The 19790-nt window shown below is 61.1% G+C and carries 17 protein-coding genes; 5 read left to right on the forward strand and 12 right to left on the reverse strand.

The features are described 5' to 3' along the window. Position 1: 1 nt before the first annotated feature. Together OLZ32_RS11555 and OLZ32_RS11560 are read right to left on the reverse strand one after the other, a co-directional pair. Positions 2–1423, reverse strand: coding sequence for an MATE family efflux transporter (locus OLZ32_RS11555; RefSeq protein ID WP_264396115.1), 1422 nt, complete (start codon positions 1421–1423; stop codon positions 2–4). Continuing rightward, entirely contained in the window at positions 1420–2409 is a 990-nt protein-coding gene (locus tag OLZ32_RS11560) for a GNAT family N-acetyltransferase (RefSeq protein WP_264421144.1), read from the reverse strand. Before OLZ32_RS11560 ends, OLZ32_RS11555 begins: the two co-directional genes overlap by 4 nt. Before the next feature lie 205 nt (positions 2410–2614). On the opposite strand from OLZ32_RS11560, the gene OLZ32_RS11565 reads away from it, so the two are divergent. The 3 genes from OLZ32_RS11565 to OLZ32_RS11575 are packed head-to-tail and all read left to right on the forward strand — an operon-like array spanning position 2615 to position 8194. After that, a complete protein-coding gene (locus tag OLZ32_RS11565) occupies positions 2615–2833 on the forward strand; it encodes an MbtH family protein (RefSeq protein ID WP_264396117.1) in 219 nt (72 codons plus the stop codon). A 19-nt stretch (positions 2834–2852) separates the two neighbouring features. Then, on the forward strand, positions 2853–6845 hold the full coding sequence (locus OLZ32_RS11570) for an amino acid adenylation domain-containing protein (RefSeq protein ID WP_264396118.1): 3993 nt from the start codon (positions 2853–2855) through the stop codon (positions 6843–6845). Further along, on the forward strand, positions 6842–8194 hold the full coding sequence (locus tag OLZ32_RS11575; RefSeq protein ID WP_264396119.1) for a lysine N(6)-hydroxylase/L-ornithine N(5)-oxygenase family protein: 1353 nt from the start codon (positions 6842–6844) through the stop codon (positions 8192–8194). The genes OLZ32_RS11570 and OLZ32_RS11575 overlap by 4 nt, the downstream gene beginning before the upstream one ends. On the opposite strand, the gene OLZ32_RS11580 is transcribed toward OLZ32_RS11575, so the two are convergent. Beyond that, on the reverse strand, positions 8167–8886 hold the full coding sequence (locus tag OLZ32_RS11580; protein ID WP_264396120.1) for a 4'-phosphopantetheinyl transferase family protein: 720 nt from the start codon (positions 8884–8886) through the stop codon (positions 8167–8169). The genes OLZ32_RS11575 and OLZ32_RS11580 overlap by 28 nt on opposite strands. A 209-nt stretch (positions 8887–9095) precedes the next feature. Between OLZ32_RS11580 and OLZ32_RS11585 the strand changes: the two genes are divergently transcribed. After that, the gene (locus OLZ32_RS11585; protein ID WP_264396292.1) at positions 9096–10976 is read left to right on the forward strand and encodes a HAMP domain-containing methyl-accepting chemotaxis protein; all 1881 of its coding nucleotides are present in this window, start codon (positions 9096–9098) and stop codon (positions 10974–10976) included. An 88-nt stretch (positions 10977–11064) separates the two neighbouring features. Here the strand turns inward: OLZ32_RS11585 and OLZ32_RS11590 are convergent, their stop codons facing one another. From OLZ32_RS11590 to OLZ32_RS11605, 4 genes are all read right to left on the reverse strand, one after another. Next, a complete protein-coding gene (locus OLZ32_RS11590) occupies positions 11065–11613 on the reverse strand; it encodes a nuclear transport factor 2 family protein (protein ID WP_017991738.1) in 549 nt (182 codons plus the stop codon). Between the two features lie 81 nt (positions 11614–11694). After that, positions 11695–12498, reverse strand: coding sequence for an SDR family oxidoreductase (locus tag OLZ32_RS11595; RefSeq protein WP_264396121.1), 804 nt, complete (start codon positions 12496–12498; stop codon positions 11695–11697). A 55-nt stretch (positions 12499–12553) separates the two neighbouring features. Continuing rightward, a complete protein-coding gene (locus OLZ32_RS11600; protein ID WP_164069002.1) occupies positions 12554–12952 on the reverse strand; it encodes a GlcG/HbpS family heme-binding protein in 399 nt (132 codons plus the stop codon). A 236-nt stretch (positions 12953–13188) separates the two neighbouring features. Continuing rightward, the gene (locus OLZ32_RS11605; protein WP_264396293.1) at positions 13189–14076 is read right to left on the reverse strand and encodes an AraC family transcriptional regulator; all 888 of its coding nucleotides are present in this window, start codon (positions 14074–14076) and stop codon (positions 13189–13191) included. Positions 14077–14409: 333 nt separating this feature from the next. Between OLZ32_RS11605 and OLZ32_RS11610 the strand changes: the two genes are divergently transcribed. After that, positions 14410–14799: a RidA family protein gene (locus OLZ32_RS11610; protein ID WP_264396122.1), complete on the forward strand. Its 390-nt coding sequence runs from the start codon at positions 14410–14412 to the stop codon at positions 14797–14799. Here the strand turns inward: OLZ32_RS11610 and OLZ32_RS11615 are convergent. Genes OLZ32_RS11615 through OLZ32_RS11635 form a run of 5 tightly spaced genes read right to left on the reverse strand, consistent with a single transcriptional unit; the run spans position 14796 to position 19764 of the window. Further along, positions 14796–15377, reverse strand: a complete 582-nt coding sequence (locus OLZ32_RS11615; protein ID WP_264396123.1) for an NAD(P)H-dependent oxidoreductase — start codon at positions 15375–15377, stop codon at positions 14796–14798. The genes OLZ32_RS11610 and OLZ32_RS11615 overlap by 4 nt on opposite strands. Next, positions 15374–16783 carry an FAD-binding oxidoreductase gene (locus OLZ32_RS11620; protein ID WP_264396124.1) on the reverse strand — a complete coding sequence of 470 codons (1410 nt, stop codon included), beginning with the start codon at positions 16781–16783 and terminating at the stop codon, positions 15374–15376. The genes OLZ32_RS11615 and OLZ32_RS11620 overlap by 4 nt, the downstream gene beginning before the upstream one ends. 1 nt (position 16784) lies before the next feature. Further along, positions 16785–18098 (reverse strand): cytosine deaminase, encoded by a 1314-nt coding sequence (locus OLZ32_RS11625; RefSeq protein ID WP_264396125.1) that lies wholly within the window; start codon positions 18096–18098, stop codon positions 16785–16787. Next, on the reverse strand, positions 18098–18940 hold the full coding sequence (locus OLZ32_RS11630; RefSeq protein WP_003562365.1) for an ABC transporter permease: 843 nt from the start codon (positions 18938–18940) through the stop codon (positions 18098–18100). The genes OLZ32_RS11625 and OLZ32_RS11630 overlap by 1 nt, the downstream gene beginning before the upstream one ends. Then, the gene (locus tag OLZ32_RS11635; protein WP_264421146.1) at positions 18940–19764 is read right to left on the reverse strand and encodes an ABC transporter ATP-binding protein; all 825 of its coding nucleotides are present in this window, start codon (positions 19762–19764) and stop codon (positions 18940–18942) included. The genes OLZ32_RS11630 and OLZ32_RS11635 overlap by 1 nt, the downstream gene beginning before the upstream one ends. Positions 19765–19790: the final 26 nt, after the last annotated feature.

A 19790-nucleotide genomic window follows, 5' to 3' on the forward strand; every position in this document is an offset into this window, starting at 1 on the left:
CTCATGGACAAAAGCTGGGATATGGACGGATGGAGGTCAGATGGTCGGCAGAGCGCTGCCGGAGCGCGCTGAGCGTCCTCGCCAGGCAGACGGCCGACAGCAGGCCGGTCAAGGCAGAGGCCAGGAATATTGCTGCCAGCAAGCCTGAAAAGCCGAAGAACGGCGGCAGAAGAGCAAGCAGCGGAAAGAGAAAATAGCCATTCTGCGCCAGACCGATGGCAACCGCCGCTTTCGGTCTGCCCTGAGCCTGGAAGAGGATCAGCACCGTTTGCCGCAGACCGAACAGCAGGAGGGGAAGATGGGTCGCGATGATCGCTTGCCCTGCGATCCCGATCACCATCGCATCGTCGGTGAAGAACGAGGCAAGTTCTTCGGAGAAAACGAGCGCGGCCAATCCATAGGCGCCACTCACGGCAGTTGTGACCACTGTGAGGATGCGGGCTGCCGACAGCATCCGGGCCGTATCGCCCCGACCCCAGGCAAAGCTCAGGATCGACTGGGCTCCGAGTGAGATGCCGATGACGGGGAGGGTTCCGACCGCCAGCAGCCGCAAGGCAATTCCGACGCCGGCGATGCCGGCTTCTCCGTGATAGGTGCCGGCGAGCGATACCACGGCCGCAATCGCGCCTGCGGTTGCGAGGCTGGTCAGTGTCGTCGGTGCGCCCACAGCAAGCACAGGTTTGAGATAGCCGATATCTCTCCACCGCCAGCCAAACGTCAGCCGGACCGTCCCCAGTCGCCTGGCGTGGTAGGCAGCATAGATGCAAAGCGCGACGAGCTGGGACAGGATGGTTGCGATCGCAACGCCCTGCAGGCCGAGGCCGAAGCCGAAGATCATGATCGGGTCGAGGATCATGTTCAGCGCAAAGCAGGCGACCAGCGTCCACATGCTGAAGCGGGCATTGCCCTCTGCGATCGCCAGGAAATCGAGAATGATCTGCGCCATCGTCAGCGGCACCGAGACCGCAATGATCATCAGATAATGTTGCGCGAGCGGCTGGAGGGCAGGCGTGGCGCCGAACAGCAATAGATCTGGAAATGCGACGATTGCGACAGCGCTGGCCGCGCCGAAAGCGACACCGGCTGCAAGGCTGATCGAGGCAATGGCGCCGGCCCGGGATCGGTTGCCGGCGCCGAGCGTGCGTCCGATCTCCGTTGCGACACCGACGCCGATCCCTTCGCCGAAGGCGGCGATGAGCATGAGGACCGGCAAGACGATCATGATCGCCGCGATCTGGTCTTCACCGATCATTCCGACGAAGATCATGTTGATCGTATGATGGGCGGCGTTGATCGACAGGCCGAACATGGCCGGCAGTCCGAGCCGAAGCAGCAGCCTGAAAAGCTCAGGGCTGGCAAGGTCTTCCGGTGCGAGGCGCTGCCGTCTCCGGAAGCTGCCGCTGACGTCGCTCATAGCGTTCATGTTGCGGGCACCCAGAGACGATCACCGAAGAAACGCTCGCGGCCGAGCATCACCAGGAGCGCCCGCTTATGCGGAAAATCGAAATGCTTGACTTTGGCAAAACCCGAACGGTCGAGGTTGCGGATCTGCTGCTCGTGACTGGCGCGCGGCTCGCCGACGATGCGTTTCGTGCGAGGATCGTCGAGGAAGATGAAATGCATCAGCGAGGGAAGCCATGCGCTGATCCATTTCTTGCCGCGATAGCCGGGCTCGCCGATCGCCACGTGCCATCCACGATCATAGTCGTCGGCGTCGTAAAAGGGGCCGAGCCGGTTCTCTTTCGCCCAATAGACTTCGAAATAGCCGAAGGGAATGTCCGTGAAACTGCCGATCAGCGGCAGGACATGCGGATCTGCGATCCTTTCTTCCAGGATCTTCCGGTGCTTGTCGATCGAACCCGCATCCTCCCAGATCGTGTTGACCTGTTCGTCGTTCATCCAGCGATGAAATGCTGCAAGATCGGTCTCCGGATCGGCCACCGTGAAGGTGATTTCCCGCTCCAGCCAGGGGATGAAACGTCTGTAAATCGTGCCCTTCGGCTTTGCGGGTCGACGCGGATGATACCGGCCCGCGGTCATCTCCTGCACGGGCGGCAGCGGATAGGAGAGCTGCGGCAGCCACAGTGAGGGCCATTGCCACAGGATCGCCGAATCGAGCCCTCCGCTTGCATCCGCAATGTGTCTGGGAAGACTTGTCTGATGCCCTTCGAAGACGACTGAGGTGATCGAGCGATCTTCCGCCGTCACGGCTTCGGCCGCCGCCATGAGAAGCTCTGCCGATTGCACCGGATCGCCATGGTAGAAGGTCACCGACGCGATGCCGGCCTCGACCTCGAATGCGGCTTCGTGGTGGCCGTAAGCGGTCTTGAGGTGGATGAGATTGGGGGCGAGGCTGACGTAGCTGCGCGACTGCAGAGCGCGCCTTGGTTTGACGGCGTCGAAATCCATGATGTTCTCCTTGGCCGGTCGAGGACCGGTCGGGCTTTTGGCGCTGCGAGCATGAAGCGTGCTCTTGCGCCGATTTAGTAGAATGACGATCCATCTCCCGCTGGGTTTAGGGGTAAGCGAAGAAAAAAATTCTCATCAATTTTCTAAACTGCAGCCTGCCGGATCCGTCACTTGCGCATGACCATCATCACCGCAGGAGCTGCGAATGGATAATCTTGACCCTCACGACGATCTCTGGATCGCCGTCATCGACACCGAGCGTCGCTACTCGGTCTGGCCGCAGGACAAGCGGATTCCCCTGGGCTGGGAGCCGGCGGGTTTTGCCGGTTCGCGCCAGCAATGCCTGGCGCATATCGCTGACGTCTGGGCGGATCCGCGCCCCCTCTCTTTGCGCTCGGCAATCGCCGCCGATGCGCATCTCTGAAAACGGCTGGATGGCACGGATGAACAAACAGATCACAAACTTCGCAGATGCCTACCCGACCGATGTCGCAACGGACGCGGTCTTCGAGAGCTTCCCGCTGACGATCGCGCAGAAGCGTATCTGGTCGCTGGAGCAGATCGGCAACGGCACGGTGTTTCCCGACCAGGTCATTTCGCTGCGACTGAGCCCGGCGGTCGACGTCAAGACCATTGCCGGCGCCTGCCGGACGCTCGTGGCGCAGCATCCCTCCCTTGCCACACGGTTCCGCCGGCTGGCAGGCGGCCGCGTCGAGCAATACTGCGGCGCATTGACCGCAGTACCGATCGAGATTGTCGGCGAAGGCGCTGCTCTTGCGGAGGCCGATGCGTTGGCCGCCCAGAAAGCCTTCCGCGAGGGGCGCTTCGATCTCCTTGCTGGTCCACCGGCGCGTGTTCAGATTGTCTTGCTGTCCGATGGGCAGTCGCTTCTGACGATCGTGCTTCATCCAGTGATCTCGGACGATCGCGAGAAGTCTATTCTTGCCGGCTCCCTGACGCGCATTCTCGACGGTGCACCCGCCGGCGACACGCAGCTGGCCGAAATCTTGGCCGGAACGCGGGAGGCTGAATGGCTGCAGACCGAGCAGGCGCAGGAATCCCTTTCCTATTGGCGGAACACGATCGGCCTCGATTATTCGGCCTCCACCTTTCCCACCCGCTTCAACAGCGGCGGGCTGGCAGGTGTGGCGCGCGCTCAGCACCGATTTTCGATCGAGCCCGATCTCTGGGAAAAGTTCGGTCGACATGCGCAGCATAAGGGATATCAGGTCGAGCGCGTGCTTCACGCCGCCTTTTGCGCGCTGCTGGCACGCTACAGCGGCAACTATGCTTTGCTGACCGGGCTCCTGATCGCGCGGCCGCAGAAGGAGCACCTTGCGAACCGCGGCCGTGCCGAACAGGTCCTTCCCCTCATCCTGTCGCTGAAATCAAAAAGCTCTCTCGACGATGTCATCGCAGCGATCTCATCGGCAACGGAGGAGGGGCTCGCCCGGCTCGTTCCGCTGGAGCGCATCACCCAGGAGCTGGTCGTCGACGAAGCGGCTGCCCAGGAAGCCATGGTCAAGGCGCTGTTCGAATTCCGTGAGACGTATCCGGTCCCCGGGCAGGCAACAAATCTGGAACCGTTGGGGGCGCGTGCCGACAGCGAGCTTTCCCTGGTGATCGAGGCACGTCTGGATGGTACTGCATCCGGGCTGATCGATTATGCACAGGATCTCTACGACAGCGCCCTGATTGCCCGTATCTCGCGGCATTTCATCCTTGTGCTCGAGCAGATCGTCGCGCGTGACAATGTGCGGATCAAGGACATCGAACTCGTCGGCAGCGACGAGCTCGACCAGTTGTCGGCGCCCTACGAAGACGAAGTCGTCAACGATGACAGGCCGGTCCACGAGCTGATATCAGCCCATTCGCGCCAGACGCCGGAGAAGACGGCGATCGTCTACGGCGACGAGGAATGGAGCCATGGTTGGCTGGAGGCCAGCACCAACCGCCTCGCACATCGGCTGCGGCATCTGGGCGTTCGCGCCGAGGTGACAGTCGCCATCTTCATCAAGCGCTCGCCCGAGGCCATCGTCGGGATCCTCGCGACGCTGAAGGCGGGCGGTGCCTATATCCCGGTCGAGCCCGACCATCCGCCGGTCCGCAACCATCACATTCTGCGCGATGGCGGTGTCAAAATCGTTCTGACCCATAGCTGGCTTCGCCATCGGCTGCCGGAAGAGCTCGACACCACTATCCTCGAACTCGACAAGATCGACCTCGACGGCGAGCCGGATACGCCGCTTGATATTCCCACTCACAAGGATCAGCTCGCCTATGTCATGTACACGTCAGGATCGACGGGGTTGCCGAAGGGCGTGGCCGTCGAGCACGGCCCGCTGACGCACCATCTGCAGAACACCTCGCGTGTCTACGGCATGAGCTCGGCCTCCCGGGAGCTGCCGTTCCTGCCTTTCAGCTCGGATGGCGGGCATGAGCGATGGATGAACCCGCTGATGGAGGGCGGTAGTATCATTCTTCCCGACCAGCCGCTGTGGACGCCGGAAGAGACATTGACGGCCATGCGCAAGCACGGCGCCAACAATGCGAGCATTCCCACAACCTATCTGCAGCAACTGGCGGAATGGGCCGATATTACCGACGGCGCGCCCCCGATGCGGCTTTACTCCTTCGGCGGCGAGGGGCTGGCGCAGCCGACCTTCGATCTTCTGTCGCGGGCGCTGAAATCGGAATGGCTGATCAACGGCTACGGGCCGACCGAAACGATCATGACGCCGATGGTCTGGAAGGTGAGGGCCGGCACGAAGTTTCAGGGGGTCTATGCTCCGCTCGGTCGCGCTGTCGGGTTAAGGCGCGTCTATGTGCTCGACCCCGATCTCAATCCGTGCCCGATCGGCGTGACGGGCGAACTCTATATCGGCGGCGAGGGTATCGCACGCGGCTATCTCGGCAAGCCGGACACGACGGCGGACCGCTTCATCCCCGATCCGTTCTTCACGGAGGGCGGCCGGCTTTATCGCTCCGGCGATCTGACGCGTTGGCGTGATGACGGAACCGTCGAATTCGTCGGTCGTGTCGACCATCAGGTGAAGCTTCGCGGCTACCGGATCGAGCTCGGCGAGATCGAAGCGGCTCTGCTCCAGCAGCCCGGCGTCGGCGAAGCCCTGGTGGTCCTGCGCGATGACGATGCCGGCGGTGACAAGGCGCTCGTTGCCTACGTCGTTCGGAAGAAAGCCGAGACGTTGGACGTCGAGACGATCCGCGCCGGGCTCGAACGCAGCCTGCCGTCCTACATGGTGCCGGCTGCCGTGGTCGAACTGGAGAAAATGCCGACCAATCCGAACAGCAAGCTCGATCGCTTCGCGCTGCCGGCGCCACAACCGGTCAAACGCACAATCGTCGAGCCGGCGACCGCGCTCGAAGAGGAGGTGCTGGATGTCTGGCGGCAGGTTCTCAAGCTGGAGGCAATCAGCGTCGAGGACAATTTCTTTGCGATCGGCGGCAATTCGCTCGGCGCGATCCGTATCCTTTCGTTGCTCCGGCAGCGCCGGCCGAAAACGCCGCTCATCGTTGCCGATATCTTCAACAACCCGACCATACGCTCGTTTACCGGGGTGATGGAGCAGGGGGACCAGCGGGATCTGTCCGAGGTGATCGTGCTACGTGCTTCCGGCGCCAAGCCGCGGCTCTATTGCTTCCCAGGCCTTCTCGTCAGCACCCGTGAATATGTCAAGCTCGTCGACTATCTCGGCGCCGATCAGCCGGCGACCGGTTTCATTTGCCACTCGCTTTCCGAGAAAAAGGCCGTCGGCGCTCCGGTCGAAGAGATCATCGAGAGCTATGTCGATTACATCAGGACGCATAGCCAGGGAGCGCCCTGCTTTTTCCTCGGCTGGTCGTGGGGCGGGCTTCTGGCCTATGAGGCTGCCCGCGCCCTCGGTGATGAGGTCGACGTCAGGATGATGGCGATGGTCGATGTCTGCGATCTCGGATCGGAATTCGCGATCGGCGCAAAGCCGAGCTTCCGGCCGGGCGAGCGCGATGAGCTTCATCGAGACGTAGAGGCATGGCTTGGGAAAACGGCGATGCGTCCCGAATGGGACCGGCTGCTGTCGACGATGGACGCGGATACTTACGATCAGTTCTTGCGCTTTGTCGGCGACGAAAAGGACCCGCTTCCAAACGACGGGCCCGATATCAGCAGTCGCGAGCATACGTTTTGGGTGCTGATCGACAATGCCCTGATCTTCCGCAAGCACCGGCTCGTTCCTCACGATGTGCCGATCTATCCCTGGGCTGCCGACGACAGCCTCAACCGCGGCCTCAACCTGATCGACTGGCGCCGCCTGTCGCCGCGGGCGCGCGCGGCCGAAATCATCACCGGCACCAACCATCTGCACATGATCGGGTCTCCCGCCTTCCACTCAAGGCTTGCCCTGCGTCTCAAGGAAACAGAGAAGGATATCGCATGACCGTCGCTTTTGCCCGCAGGGATACCGAGCCGCTGGATATTGCCGGCATCGGCATCGGCCCCTCCAATCTGAGCCTCGCTTGCCTGTTCGAGTCGGTGCCCGAGATCAGAAGCCGTTTCTTCGAGCGACGAGACGCGTTCGACTGGCATCCCGGCATGATGATGCCCGGCGTCGAGTTGCAATCGTCCTTTCTGAAAGACCTCGTCACCCCGGTCCTGCCGACCAGTCGCTGGTCATTCGTCTCCTATCTGGTTGCCCATAAGAGGCTCTACGCCTTCCTGAACGCCAATTATGAGGCCGTTCCCCGGCAGGAGTTTGCACGTTATCTCGCCTGGGTGGCCAACGGGTTGGACGGCCTGCGCTTTGGCACGGAGATCCGTGACGTCGAGCATCGCGACGACCGCTTCTTCCTGCGGTTCGACAGCGGGCAGGAGGAGGCGCGAAACCTGGTGATCGGCACGGGATCTTCACCCTTCGTGCCCGACTGGGCAAAACCGTTTCTGGGTGCTGATTGCTTTCACAACAGCGAGGCCAAATCGCGTCTCAGCGATCTCGGCGCTGCCCGCATCGTCGTGGTCGGCGGCGGTCAAAGCGGCGGTGAGGTTGTCGAAGCCCTGCTTGCTGATCCCGGTTCCATGAAGGAGCTGACATGGATTAGCCGGCGTCACAATTTCGAGCCGATCAACGACACGCCGTTTTCGAACCAGGTCTTCTCACCAGAATACGTGCAGGCCTATCTGAAGCTCGGCGGCGAGCAGAAGCAAGCCGCTTTGAAAAATTCGATCCTGACCAGCGACGGCTTGTCGATTTCGACGATACACGCGATCTATCGCCGCCTCTATGCATTGCGCTATCTCGAACCGAGCACGCTCAACGCATCTCTGGCGCCAAATCGCGATGTGATCCAGATGGAGCGGAACGGCAATGCCTATCGGCTCATCGTCAGGAACCAATTCGACGGTGGGATCGAGGTGCTTCATGCGGATGCGGTGGTTCTGGCAACCGGCTACCGGTTCCGATTGCCGGATGCTCTCGGCTCACTGGGCGACAGGATAACGCTCGACAGAAACGGTTACCCGCTTCTCAATGACAACTACACGATGCAGTGGACGGGTCCGAGGGCCAACCGGCTGTTTGCGCAGAATGCGGGGCGATACTCGCATGGTATCGCCGATTCTCAGCTCAGCCTCATGGCCTGGCGCAGCGCAACCATCGTCAATACGCTTCTCGGCCGGCAGCATTTCGATGCGGAACCCGACAACGGGCAATTGGCCTGGGCGACGGAGACCGCTTCCGCAATGCCTCATCAGCTCCGAGCCGGCTATTCGGACGGCATGCTATCGTCCTGAAATAGGTGCGTCGAAATGCCGGGGAGCCCGGATTGAGAGCAGGCAGCCAGCGCGACGACGTGCTGGCTGCCGCTTTCGACCAGACGGTGATGCCATCGCCGATCGCGATCGCCACCATCGACCATGACTGGGATACCATCCTTCCAGGAAAAGGCGACGTTGCGGGGATTCTCGCGCAGCCCGACGCCGAGTGCCTTCAGATGGCTCTCCTTGAGCGTCCAGAGTGCAATGGCCGCGCGCGTGCGTTCGCGCGCAGGCAATTCCGCAAGGCAGCGCCGTTCGTCTGCACTGCAATAGCTATCCACTGCCGCCGCTTCGATCTCGGTGTCGGCGCGTTCGCAGTCTATTCCCAGGTGGTCACATCCTGAAGCGACAGCGACCGCCACAAGCCCGTCGGTATTTGCGAGGCTGAAATGCGGCCTCTCACGCCCCTCAAGCCTCAGCTTGCCACGGTTGTCCGGGGACAACAGGAGCTTGCTGGGCGATGTCCCGGTATGCGCACTCAACAGCCGCCGCAGGAGATACCGGCCGGCAATGAACGAGGTCCGATCTCGTTCGAAACGGTACGTCGCAGCGCGCTCCCGTTCATCCGGTGAAAGCGACTGCATCCAGCGGTTCCAGTCTCCTTCGATCTTGGAATACGGCCAAAGCGCGATTTCAATGCCGGCAGGATGATCTTCAGGTTGGTGCATTTTCGCTCGCCGTGGCTGCTATCTCCCTGAATTTTCAAGAACTCAGGGTCGTAACGCGTTTAATTGATCGCGGAAGTATTGGTCAACTCAGAAGATCTTCGCAAATGAGGCGGGAACATTGTTTAGTTAATACTAAATTATGGAATCCGGTGCGAGATCTTACATCAGCCGGCACGCCGCTCGTCCCAGCTATCGTCGAGGAGACCCGCATGAAACGCCCGAGTATCAAGCAAGCCCTGATCTTAAAGCTGTCGATCATCACTCTGTTCATGGTTAGCCTGTCCTATGTCTCGCTGAGCACGATTTCGACGCTTCGTGCCAATACCGAGCAGATCGGCACCTTCTGGATGCAGCGGCTTGTGACGGCTCGCGAGATCAAGGATGACTTCCTCGACCTGAAACTGGTCTATGCCCAGTACCTCCTGGAGGATACGGCGGAGGAGCGGATGGTCGGACAACAAAAAATCGATGCCGCCGGCGCCGCGGTCGAGAAAGTCGTCACCGAATACGAAAGGGGTGTCCGCACCGAGCGTGGACGCGAACTGATCAACCAGATGAAGCCGGAACTCGCCAAATATCGCGCGCTGGCAGAACAAATGATCGCGCTTGAAAATGACGGGAAGACGCCTGAAGCAATCCGTCATTTCAAGGAAAATATGGAGCCACAAGCCGAGCTGGTGAACAAGGCGGTGGCGGATCTGGTCACTTTCATTCTCAGCCAGGCCGAAGGCTTTGTGGCCGAGAGCGGTGCTTCCGCGCAATCCGCTTTCATGCTGACGGCCGCGATCGCATCGCTGGCCGTGCTTCTTGCAGTAGCCGGCATCTTGTTTGCAATATCGGGCATAGCCAACCCAATCCGAAGCATCGCCTCCGCCATGAGGCGCTTGTCGGATGGCGATCTTGACAGCGATATTCCCTATGCCGGTCGCGCCGACGAAGTCGGCGAAATGGCCGGCGCGGTTGAAATCTTTCGTCAGAATGCTCTCAACGTTGTCAGGCTCGAGAAGGAAGCCGCTGAATCCCGCAGCGAGAGCGAGGCAGCGCGCGCCGCAGCCCAGCAGCGCGCCGAACGCGAGGCGGAACAATTGCGCTTCGCGACCACGACATTGGGCGAAGGTCTCCGGCGGCTTGCATCAGGTGACATATCCTTCCAGCTTTCGGAGCAATTTGCGGCCGAATACGAAGCCTTGCGCGAAGACTTCAACGCTTCGCTCCGTCAATTAGGCGCGACGATCGGCGCCGTGCTCCAGACGGTATACAGCATCGATAATGGTACTGGTGAGATTGCATCTGCCGCGCAGGATCTTTCCAAGCGTACCGAACAACAAGCCGCCTCTCTCGAGGAGACGGCCGCAGCCCTGGAAGAGATCACGTCGAATGTGATGATGGCGACCAAACGCACCGACGAGGCGCGCAATGTCGCCAAAGAAGCCGATATCAGTGCTCAGCGGTCGGCAGCGGTCGTCTCGCAGGCGGAAGGGGCCATGCGACGCATCGAGGACAGTTCACAGCAGATTTCGAACATCATCGGTGCAATTGATGAAATCGCCTTTCAGACGAACCTGCTTGCGCTGAACGCCGGCGTTGAGGCTGCCCGTGCGGGTGAGGCGGGTAAGGGTTTTGCCGTTGTCGCCCAGGAAGTCCGCGAGCTTGCCCAGCGAGCCGCTCAAGCGGCCAAGGAAATCAAAGGCTTTATTCAAAAGTCATCGACTGATGTGGAAAATGGCGTGAAACTGGTTCTTGAAACCGGAACGTCGCTCAAGTCGATCGGTGAGTACGTCGTCCAGATCAACCAACTCATGGATGCGATTGCCACATCGGCGCGCGAGCAGTCGACTGGACTTGCCGAGATCAACACGGCCGTCAATCAAATGGACCAGGCGACCCAGCAAAATGCGGCGATGGTCGAGCAGTCGACGGCTGCCGTTGCCTCATTGTCCTCCGAGGCGGGCCGCCTGCGGGATCTGGTCAATCAGTTTCAATTGGACGACGACAAAAGTGCCGCGGACGGGCAGCGCAGCAGCGGACGGGCCTTCGAAGGCAATAGGCCAATCCACCTGGTCGCTTCGCGGCGCGTGACGCAAAGATGACGCGGGGCTGACGTCAGATCAGATACACGCGCTACTTGAACTGCCGTCCTGACGATTGCTGCATGGATCCAGTATGTGGCCGTTCCAGCTATTCGGCCGGCGTCACGCGGGTCCAGAACGCGTTGAACACGACCGAGTCGAAGAAGGCCGAGGCGCGGACGATACGGCCGTCGCGCATGTCGAGGAACCAGGCATAGGTGTTGGCGTAGGGCTCTCCGTCGCGGGCGATGCCGCGGGCGTCGAAAAAGACGATCACAGTGTCGCCGTCGGCATAGACGTTGCGGATCGCGGGCTTCAACGGCGCCTTCATGCGGGCGTTAAACGGGCGGATCACCTCGCGCAAGAAAGCCTCGCGACTGGGATAGGTCTTCGATGCCAGCGAATAACCCTCGATCGTCCAGCGGGCGTCGTCGGCGAGAAGGTCATACGGGCTGCCTGTGCCGGCCGCCCACGCTTCAAAGCCGGCCTCGACGGTCGTCTTGTTGCGGCGTTCGGTTTCGGTCAGCGTCTGCGATGCGGCGCGCGCCTCCAACCCACCCATAGCCAGAATGGTGGCGGCGATGCCGAGGGCAGCGTTGAAAATGCGGCGAACAAAGGATTCCGGGCTGCGGACAGTTGCGGTTGCAGTGGTGGACATGGTTTCCTCCGAGGATCGGGTTGGTGGCGCGACACCCGCTGGCCGAGTGCCGCTTGCAGCGCTCGCCGCCAAAAACTCTGATCAGATCTGGTTTTCCCAGGCTCTCAGCTGATGCTCCTTCAGCATGTCCTCGACGACCTTCGGAACCACGTTGCGGAACCTGCCGGTGTCGGCCGGAACGACGTCGATCATGCGGTCGATCATTTCCTTCGGGTCCATCTTACCTTCGGGGGTGGCGAAGAAATCGTCGAAGCCCTTGCGCAGATCTGCGCGCTTGGTGAAATTCTTGCTGTCATCCAGCCAGCGGAACGGATTGTCGGCCATCGTCTCGTTGTAGCCGGTGTAGTAGGCGCCCGGATTAATCGTCTGGATCTTGATGCCGTAGGGGGCGAGTTCCTGCTGCAGCGCCTCGGCGATCGATTCCAAAGCGTGCTTGGTGGAGACATAGGTGCCCCAGTTGGCCGGAGTGAAGAGGCCGCCCATCGAGGACGTGAAGACCACCTTGCCCTTCTTGCGTTCGCGCACCCATTTCTGGACGACGCCCTGGGTCAGCACCAGCGGCAGGAAGACGTTGACTTCGTAGTTCTTTCGAACGAGCTCGATCGGGATCTCCCAGACCGGGCCGGCTTCGCCCATGCCGGCATTGTTCCAGAGGACGTCAAAGTCCCAACCCTGCGCCTGCTTGATGTCGTAGGGGTCGGTGAGGTCGAGACGCTCGACGCGGAAGTCCTTGAGTCCGAGGGCGGCGATTTCCTCGCGCAGCGGCGTGACCTGTGACGAAACCTGCGTGGTCGCGATGATGCTATGGCCGTTCTTTGCCATGCCGATGGCGGCAGCCTTGCCGAAGCCGGAGCCTGCACCGGTGATCAAAATGGTCTTGGTCATGCGACATTCCTTTCGATACTTTGGGGTTGGTCAAAATCAAGGGTCGGCACAAGCATCACGCGACGGCTGCAGCCGCTGCCTGCGCGATTTCCAGATCCTGCGGAACCGCTCCACCGGAAACGCCAACGGCGCCGATCACCGTGCCGTCGCGGGCGAAAAGCGAGATGCCACCGGGAAAGGGAGCCAGGCCGCCGTTGGATAATTCGAGGGCATGGGCGGGAGCGCCGGGCTTGCAATATTCCCAGACGGCCTCGCTTGTCGTTTGAAACAATACGGCCGTCCGGGCTTTACCCATAGCAAGGTCGATCGAGCCGAGCACGGCGCCGTCCATTCGGCTGAACGCCTTGAGATGGGCTCCGGCGTCCAGGACCGTGATATTGACCGGCACGCCGATTTCTTTAGCCCGCGACTCGCCTGCGGCGATGATCCGGCGAGCGTCGTCAATGGTAATCATCTGCCTGCCTCCTCTTTTCGTTTGGGGACTAAGGCCCCCGCTCGATGAGACAGGTGTAGGCCGAAAAGGGTTTTGCAGTATTTTCAGCTCTTGCTGCGCTATGCGCAAATCTTGCGCTCCGGCGTGTGGGCTCCGGCAGGCGGATATCGCTCTATCCTCTTGTTTTACGCAATTCCCGGCAAAACCGCTTCGCGCTTTGCCTGGGAAAACCGCTTCGCACTTTTCCTGGAATTGCTCTAATCGGTGATGAGCGCGCGGTACTGGCCGGGCGTCAAACCGGTCATCTTGCGAAAGACGCGCGTGAAATTCGCCTGCGAGCCGAAGCCGGTATCGAGCGCGATCTCCACGAGCGAGGATCGCGCAAGCCGCAGCTTTTCCTTGGCCGCCTCGATCCGTCGCTCGGTGACGTAGCGATGCGGGGTCAGGCCGGTGGCCTTGCGAAACATACGGGCAAAATGAAAGGGACTAAGGCAGGCCTCGGCAGCAAGGTCATTCAGCAAGATCTCTGCGGCGATGCGGGCTTCGATGAAATCGAAGACGCGTCGCAGCCTTTTTGGATCGATGGTCGGGACCCGCGCGGCAGGATGCCACCGACCAGACGAATAGGTGCCGAGCAGGTGCGCCACCAGCGCCATCTGAATGCCGTCGAGGAAGAGTCGATCGGTCGGCTCCAGGCTTCTGTTCAACAAACCGCGAAAAAGCTGGCCGATATGCAGCACCATGGGATCGGGGACGCCGCCCGCATAGGCGAGCTGCACCCTGGCCGGGTCGATGTCAAAGTTCGAAAGCGCGTTCTCACCGACGAGCGACGGCGGCAGGAAGATGTGCAGGGACTCGGGCATGGTGCCGATGATTTCTACATCGCTCTCATGGACACCCGCCGGACATATCCAGGCGACGCCGGGACGAGCGATAGCCTCCTGTCTGTGACCGTCACCGGTCCACCTGATCTTCGACTGGCCCGAGAGCAGGACGGCTATCTCCGTGCATTCGAGTGTAAGGTCGACCTGCCAGCCCGGATCGAAACGCCGGAGCTCGACCTGCAGCGATGAGCACTCAACGAGTCGGCCCACTCGCTCACTGGTCCGATACTTTCTGTCCCCTTGCGATTCCACGAAAGTCATGTCGCATCCACGCCGTGAAGATGGATCTAAACTCGAATTGTTCAGTCTCGGCGGGTCGATTGTCGCCGCCACGCTGCTATCAATCTGAAATCATCTTTGATTTATGAAATGAATATCTTTCAAGCACGCCGCACTGCTGTCAGGGGCCTGCGTATTACAATCAGGATTTTGGCTGAAATTCAGGCGAGCGCAAGTCCGATAGCCCGAAGTGATACTGCCACGGTCCTCCCTCTTTTGTCGCAAGACACATGGAAGACGGCGATATTCTCATATCCCGACGCATCCTGTAGGGTCACGGGACTTCGAACCTATGGGAAAATTTCAGAGAGATCGATGAAAAAGACCTTCAATCCGGCCTCGGTGCGCCGGCCCTTTGGAAATTATAATCACGGCCTGCTGGTGCCGCCCGGCGCATCGCTTCTCGTCACGTCGGGCCAGCTTGGTATCGGTCTCGACGATGCTGTTCCGAGCGACGTCACTGCTCAGGCGGAACTCTGCTTCGAGGCGGTCAAGGCGATCCTCGAAGAGGCGGAAATGAGTTTTGCCGACGTCATCCGTATTTCGGGCTTCGTCACCCGCCGCGAGGACTTCCCGGCCTATATGGCCGTACGGGATCGCTATACGCTCGATCCGAAGCCGGTTTCCACCTTGCTCGTCATCGGCGGCTTTACGCGCCCTGAGTTCCTGGTCGAAGTGGAAGTGACGGCGGCGAAAATCTTCTAAAAGCGCTCCATCGCGTCTCCGACACGGACGAGGAATTTTGCCCGCGTTTCCGGCGTGCAATTGTTCATGTCGTAATGGGCGAGGAACGTCACCGGCCTCACCGGATTGATCTGCGCCCTCAGCACGCGCTTGACGATTTTCTTCGGCGGGTTGCCGGCTGCAAAGGCCCGGAAGGGCGTTGCGCCGTAAGTCAGGACGGCCGCGAGCTTGCGGATGTGGCGCAGCCGCGATTCCACCTTGCCGTTGACCAGCTCGAAGGAAACGCCCGGCAGCCACACGCGGTCGAAGTATCCCTTGAGGATCGCCGGAAAGCCGAAGTTCCAGATCGGGGTGCAGATCACCAGCCCCTCGGCCGCCTTCAACCTTTCGACATGCGATTCCACCAGCTTCAGATTTTCCGGATAGTCGTGATAGACGAGCCGGTCGCGGCGCGAGAGCACCGGATCGAACTGCTCTTCATAGAGATCGCAGCCATCCACCATATGCCCGGCCTTCTGCAGGCTCTCGACCGTTTGCCGGTAAAGCGCCTTGCCGTAACTTTCCTCGACCGGGTGAGAGTGGAGGACGAGAACCCTCATGAGGCCTCCATCAGGGCCGCCAGGCCAGGGAAGAGGTAGTTCTTGCCGGCGTTGAAATCGAAATCGGGATTCTCCCACGCGATCATCTTGCCGGGATTGAGCAGGCCCTTCGGATCGGTTTCCTGCTTGAAAGCGAGCTGAACTGCGTCGGTGCGCTTCATGCCGCCCTCTTCCAGCGTATAGCGGTGCGGATTGAAGATCGGGCATCCATTGTCCTGGTGGATCTTGATAATCTCCTCCAGCCGCTCCTCGGTGGTATAGCGCACCAGCGGCAGGCCGGAGCACTGGATCTGGCCGTCGAATTTGATGAATTCGAGATGACCCGGCACTTCGTCACCAAAGATTTCGACCATCTTCCGAACCTTGGCGACGTGATCCGGTCCCGGATATTGCACCTGCAGATAGGTGAAGCTCGGGTCGACCTTCAGCGCACGCAATGTCGTGTGGTTCCAGGCAAGCTCGTAGGCATGCGGGATGCCGCGCATGCTTTCCACCTTGTCGGAGCGGAACATGATCTCGCCCTTCTGCGCCGCCGTGAAGGCGAGAAAGGCATCCATGGAGTGTGGTGCGATCATCAGCACGACGATCGACTGACCATGACGGATATAGGGCTTGTGGCGGGTGAAATAGTCGTAAGGAATGGGAGCGGCGATCGGCGCGATCTCCTTGACGAGGATGCCGTTGCATTTCGCCAATGCGTCGGAGAAGCGCACCGCTTCCATGAAGTCGTCGTAGCCGACGAGCACATCGACCCAGTCATAGGCGGGCGCAAGCGGCATCTCGATCTCGGTGATGATGCCGTTTGTGCCATAGGCGTGGCTCACCTTCTGCAGATCCCAGCCGGTGAGGTCGAGCACGCGCGGTTCGGCTTCCATGGTGACGACGCGCAGGCGCAGTATATTTCCGAGATCGCGCAAGCCGCCCCAGGTGATCGAGCCGACGCCGCCCGAGCCGCCGGCGATGAAACCGCCGACCGTCGCCGTCTGCGCGGTGGAGGGGTGGAAGCGCAGCTCCTGGCCGGAATGGGCCTTGGTCTGCTTGTCGAGTTGGGCAAGTACGATGCCCGGTTCGCAGACGACACGGCCGGGATGGATCTCCTTGATCTTGTCCATCGCCGCAAGGTTCAGCACGATACCGCCGGAAAGCGGCATGGCCTGGCCGTAATTGCCGGTGCCGGCGCCGCGCGGCGTGACCGGCACGCCATGGGCATAGGCGACCTTCAGCGTCCTTATGACCTCTTCCTCGGTCTTCGGCGTGACGACGAGATCGGCCGTCACATTGTCGAGCTGCGCCTTCAGGATCGGCGAGTACCAATAGAAATCCCGGCTCTTCTGGCGAACGAGCGCTGGATTGTCCTCGACGGCGATGCCTTCGAGGTCCTTTTTGATCTTCTGATAATCGGCCATGTCAGGCTCCAACGACGCTATCGAGTTCACGGTAATCCGGCAGGCTGCGGTCGATCACCTTGCCGCGGCGAAGCACGACGCGGTCAGCCTGAGGACGGGACAGGAATTCACTCCAGCGCCGCGCGCTGAAGAGCACGAGATCGGCGGGATCGCCGGCGGCGATACGGCCCTTGTCCGGTCGCCCGACGATGGCGGCGGGCGAGGTGGTGACGACACGGGCGGCGGTATCGAGCGGGTGGTCGAGATGCAGAATCCGCACGGCTTCGCGGAAGACCTCCACCGGATCGAGATCGCCATAGGCATAGAAGGGGTCGCGGGTATTGTCGGATGCGACCGCGGTCGCGACACCGGCAGCGGCCAGCTCCTTGAACAGGGTGACACCGCGCCAACGCGGGGTGCGGCCGGGATAGCGGTCCTGCAGATACATATTGCACATCGGCAGCGCGATGACCGCGACACCTGCCTTGGCAACCAACTCGACGGTGCGCGCGGCGGTGTCTTCGTCCTGGCGGGCGAGCGAGCAGCAATGGCCGGCGGTCACCTTGCCCTCGAACCCGTTGCGCAGCACGGCCTCAGCGATTGCCCTCAGCGTCTCGGCGCCGCGATCATCCGTCTCGTCGACATGCAGATCGACATCAAGGCCATGCTCCGCGGCAGTCCTGAAGAGCGTGTCGAGCTGCCAGACAAGCTCCGGCCCCATCCGGGTGACGCCGCCAAGCAGGCCGCCGGTCTGTCGGATTGTTGTGACGAGATCGGTAAAGAAGGTGCTGTCTGCCATGGCATCCAGCGGGAAGAGGGCAACCGCCTGCAATGCGATCCTGTCTTTCCAGGCATCCCGGATTTCGGCAAATACCTCGAAGGAGATGCGATGCTGGGGCGCAAGCGAATCCAGGTGCGTGCGGATCAGGCTGGTGCCATGGGCATAGGCGGAGCGGAGCGAGAATTCCATGCGCCGTTTGACGTCTGCCGCCGACCAGTTGGCTTCACGGTCGGCCCTGACGGCATCGAGCGCACCCATGAAGCTACCGTCGGGATTGGCCTGGCGCGGCCAGATATGGCCCTTGTCGAGATGGGTATGGATATCGGCAAAGCACGGCCAGACCATGCCGTCCCTGAGATCGGTCCTGGCATAATCGGCGGGTGCGGCGCCGGCCGGCCGGATGGCGGCAATCATGCCGTCGCTGATGACGATATCGACCGTGGCCAGCCCTTCCGTGACCGGCACGTCGATATGTTCGAGGGTGGCGGCGGGCACTGTCGCATTGCTCAGCACGAAGCGGGCAGCATTCGGCGGGGATATGAAGGAATAGGTCATCAGTTTTCCCGTTTAATGCTGCTCTCATGCCAGCGGTGGAGGCTCAGCCAGGCGATGAGGGTGGTGAGGCCGAAGATCGCTACGCCAAGCATGGAGAGCATCAACAGGGCGGCGAAGAGCCGCGGGATGTTCATCCGGTACTGCGCTTCGAGCAGGCGGAAGGCGAGGCCGGAACCGGCACCGGCCGAACCTGCGGCAAATTCCGCGACGACGGCGGCGATCAGCGCAAGGCCACCGCCGATCCTGAGGCCGGTCATGAAATAGGGTTGGGCGGCAGGCAGTTTGAGAAAGAGCAGCGTCTGCCAGCGCGAGGCGCCGTAGAGCTCGAAGAGGTTGATCAGATTATGGTCGACGCTCTTCAGTCCCTGGACCATATTCGAAAGGATCGGGAAAAAGGCGACGAGGAAGGCGCAGATCAGCAGCGCGACCTGCGTCGACGGCGCATAGATCAGGATCAGCGGCGAGATGGCGACGATCGGCGTTACCTGCAGGATGACGGCAAGGGGATAGAAGGCAAGCTCGACCCAGCGCGACTGCACGAGAAAGATCGCAAAGCCGACGCCGCCGACAAGCGCCAGCATCAGCGACATGAAGGTGATCTTGGTGGTGACCCAGAGGGCAGGGGCCAGCGTACCCCAATCCGTCACGAAGGCGTTTGCCACAGCGGCCGGTCCTGGCAGGATATAGGGCGGCACGCCGGACAGTTTCACATAGGCGTACCAGACGAGGATCATCAGGGCGATAACGAGGAAGGGGATGGCGATGCGCAGCGCAAGATCGCGGCGCCTTGCGCTTGCGGTACCCTTAATGAGCAGCGGCGATGTGTCTGTTTCGTCACTCATCAATGATCCCCTGCCGAATTGATCGCCCCGATCAGCGAATGCGACACCGTTTCGCAGGCCTTGCGGTATTCCTCCGAGGTGCGGTAGTGCGCGTCGCGTTCGAGGCTGATGAGCAGCGGCACGTCGGCATGCACGCGCCCGGGCCTTGCCTTCATCACGACGATGCGGTTCGAGAGATAGGCGGACTCGAAGACCGAATGCGTCACGAAAATCACCGTAATGCCGGTCGCCTTCCACAGCCGCAGCACGTCGTCGTTGAGCTTCTGCCGGGTGATCTCATCGAGCGCGGCGAAAGGCTCGTCCATCAGCAGCAGCTTCGGCTTCGTCACCAGCGCACGGGCGATCGAGACGCGCATCTTCATGCCGCCGGAAAGTTCGCGCGGATAGGCCTTGGCAAAATCCTGCAGGCCGACGGTGGTTAGCACTTCCATGATCTGATCATGCGCGGCGGCCTTCGAAACGCGCCTCAACCTCAGCGGCAGATGGACATTGTCGAACACATTCTTCCAGGGCATCAACGTCGGCTCCTGGAAGACGAAGCCGATATCGCCCTCCGGCAGACCTCTGGAATTGATGCGCGAACTCGGCCAGTCGATCGTTCCCGAGGTGACATCGCCGAGACCGGCGATGATGCGCAGCGCCGTCGACTTGCCGCAGCCGGAAGGACCGAGCAGGCTGACGAACTCGCCGCTTTCGACCGTGAGCGACATGTTCGAAAGGGCGACAGTGCCGCTGGAAAAGACCTTCGAGACCGACTGCATGATAACAAGCGGCCGCTTGCGCGTCTCTTTCGGGGATACCGCCTGGGCTTCTGCTGGGAGCATAGCTGTCTCGTCATGCGGGAGGATAC

The sequence above is a fragment of the Rhizobium acaciae genome (assembly GCF_025941625.1).
GTDB classification, from domain to species: domain Bacteria; phylum Pseudomonadota; class Alphaproteobacteria; order Rhizobiales; family Rhizobiaceae; genus Rhizobium; species Rhizobium acaciae.

Coding starts and splice junctions, on each gene's coding strand:
- OLZ32_RS11555 (WP_264396115.1), bottom strand. CDS start 1,423: ATGAACGCTATGAGCGACGTCAGCGGCAGCTTCCGGAGACGGCAGCGC.
- OLZ32_RS11560 (WP_264421144.1), bottom strand. CDS start 2,409: ATGGATTTCGACGCCGTCAAACCAAGGCGCGCTCTGCAGTCGCGCAGC.
- OLZ32_RS11565 (WP_264396117.1), top strand. CDS start 2,615: ATGGATAATCTTGACCCTCACGACGATCTCTGGATCGCCGTCATCGAC.
- OLZ32_RS11570 (WP_264396118.1), top strand. CDS start 2,853: ATGAACAAACAGATCACAAACTTCGCAGATGCCTACCCGACCGATGTC.
- OLZ32_RS11575 (WP_264396119.1), top strand. CDS start 6,842: ATGACCGTCGCTTTTGCCCGCAGGGATACCGAGCCGCTGGATATTGCC.
- OLZ32_RS11580 (WP_264396120.1), bottom strand. CDS start 8,886: ATGCACCAACCTGAAGATCATCCTGCCGGCATTGAAATCGCGCTTTGG.
- OLZ32_RS11585 (WP_264396292.1), top strand. CDS start 9,096: ATGAAACGCCCGAGTATCAAGCAAGCCCTGATCTTAAAGCTGTCGATC.
- OLZ32_RS11590 (WP_017991738.1), bottom strand. CDS start 11,613: ATGTCCACCACTGCAACCGCAACTGTCCGCAGCCCGGAATCCTTTGTT.
- OLZ32_RS11595 (WP_264396121.1), bottom strand. CDS start 12,498: ATGACCAAGACCATTTTGATCACCGGTGCAGGCTCCGGCTTCGGCAAG.
- OLZ32_RS11600 (WP_164069002.1), bottom strand. CDS start 12,952: ATGATTACCATTGACGACGCTCGCCGGATCATCGCCGCAGGCGAGTCG.
- OLZ32_RS11605 (WP_264396293.1), bottom strand. CDS start 14,076: ATGACTTTCGTGGAATCGCAAGGGGACAGAAAGTATCGGACCAGTGAG.
- OLZ32_RS11610 (WP_264396122.1), top strand. CDS start 14,410: ATGAAAAAGACCTTCAATCCGGCCTCGGTGCGCCGGCCCTTTGGAAAT.
- OLZ32_RS11615 (WP_264396123.1), bottom strand. CDS start 15,377: ATGAGGGTTCTCGTCCTCCACTCTCACCCGGTCGAGGAAAGTTACGGC.
- OLZ32_RS11620 (WP_264396124.1), bottom strand. CDS start 16,783: ATGGCCGATTATCAGAAGATCAAAAAGGACCTCGAAGGCATCGCCGTC.
- OLZ32_RS11625 (WP_264396125.1), bottom strand. CDS start 18,098: ATGACCTATTCCTTCATATCCCCGCCGAATGCTGCCCGCTTCGTGCTG.
- OLZ32_RS11630 (WP_003562365.1), bottom strand. CDS start 18,940: ATGAGTGACGAAACAGACACATCGCCGCTGCTCATTAAGGGTACCGCA.
- OLZ32_RS11635 (WP_264421146.1), bottom strand. CDS start 19,764: ATGCTCCCAGCAGAAGCCCAGGCGGTATCCCCGAAAGAGACGCGCAAG.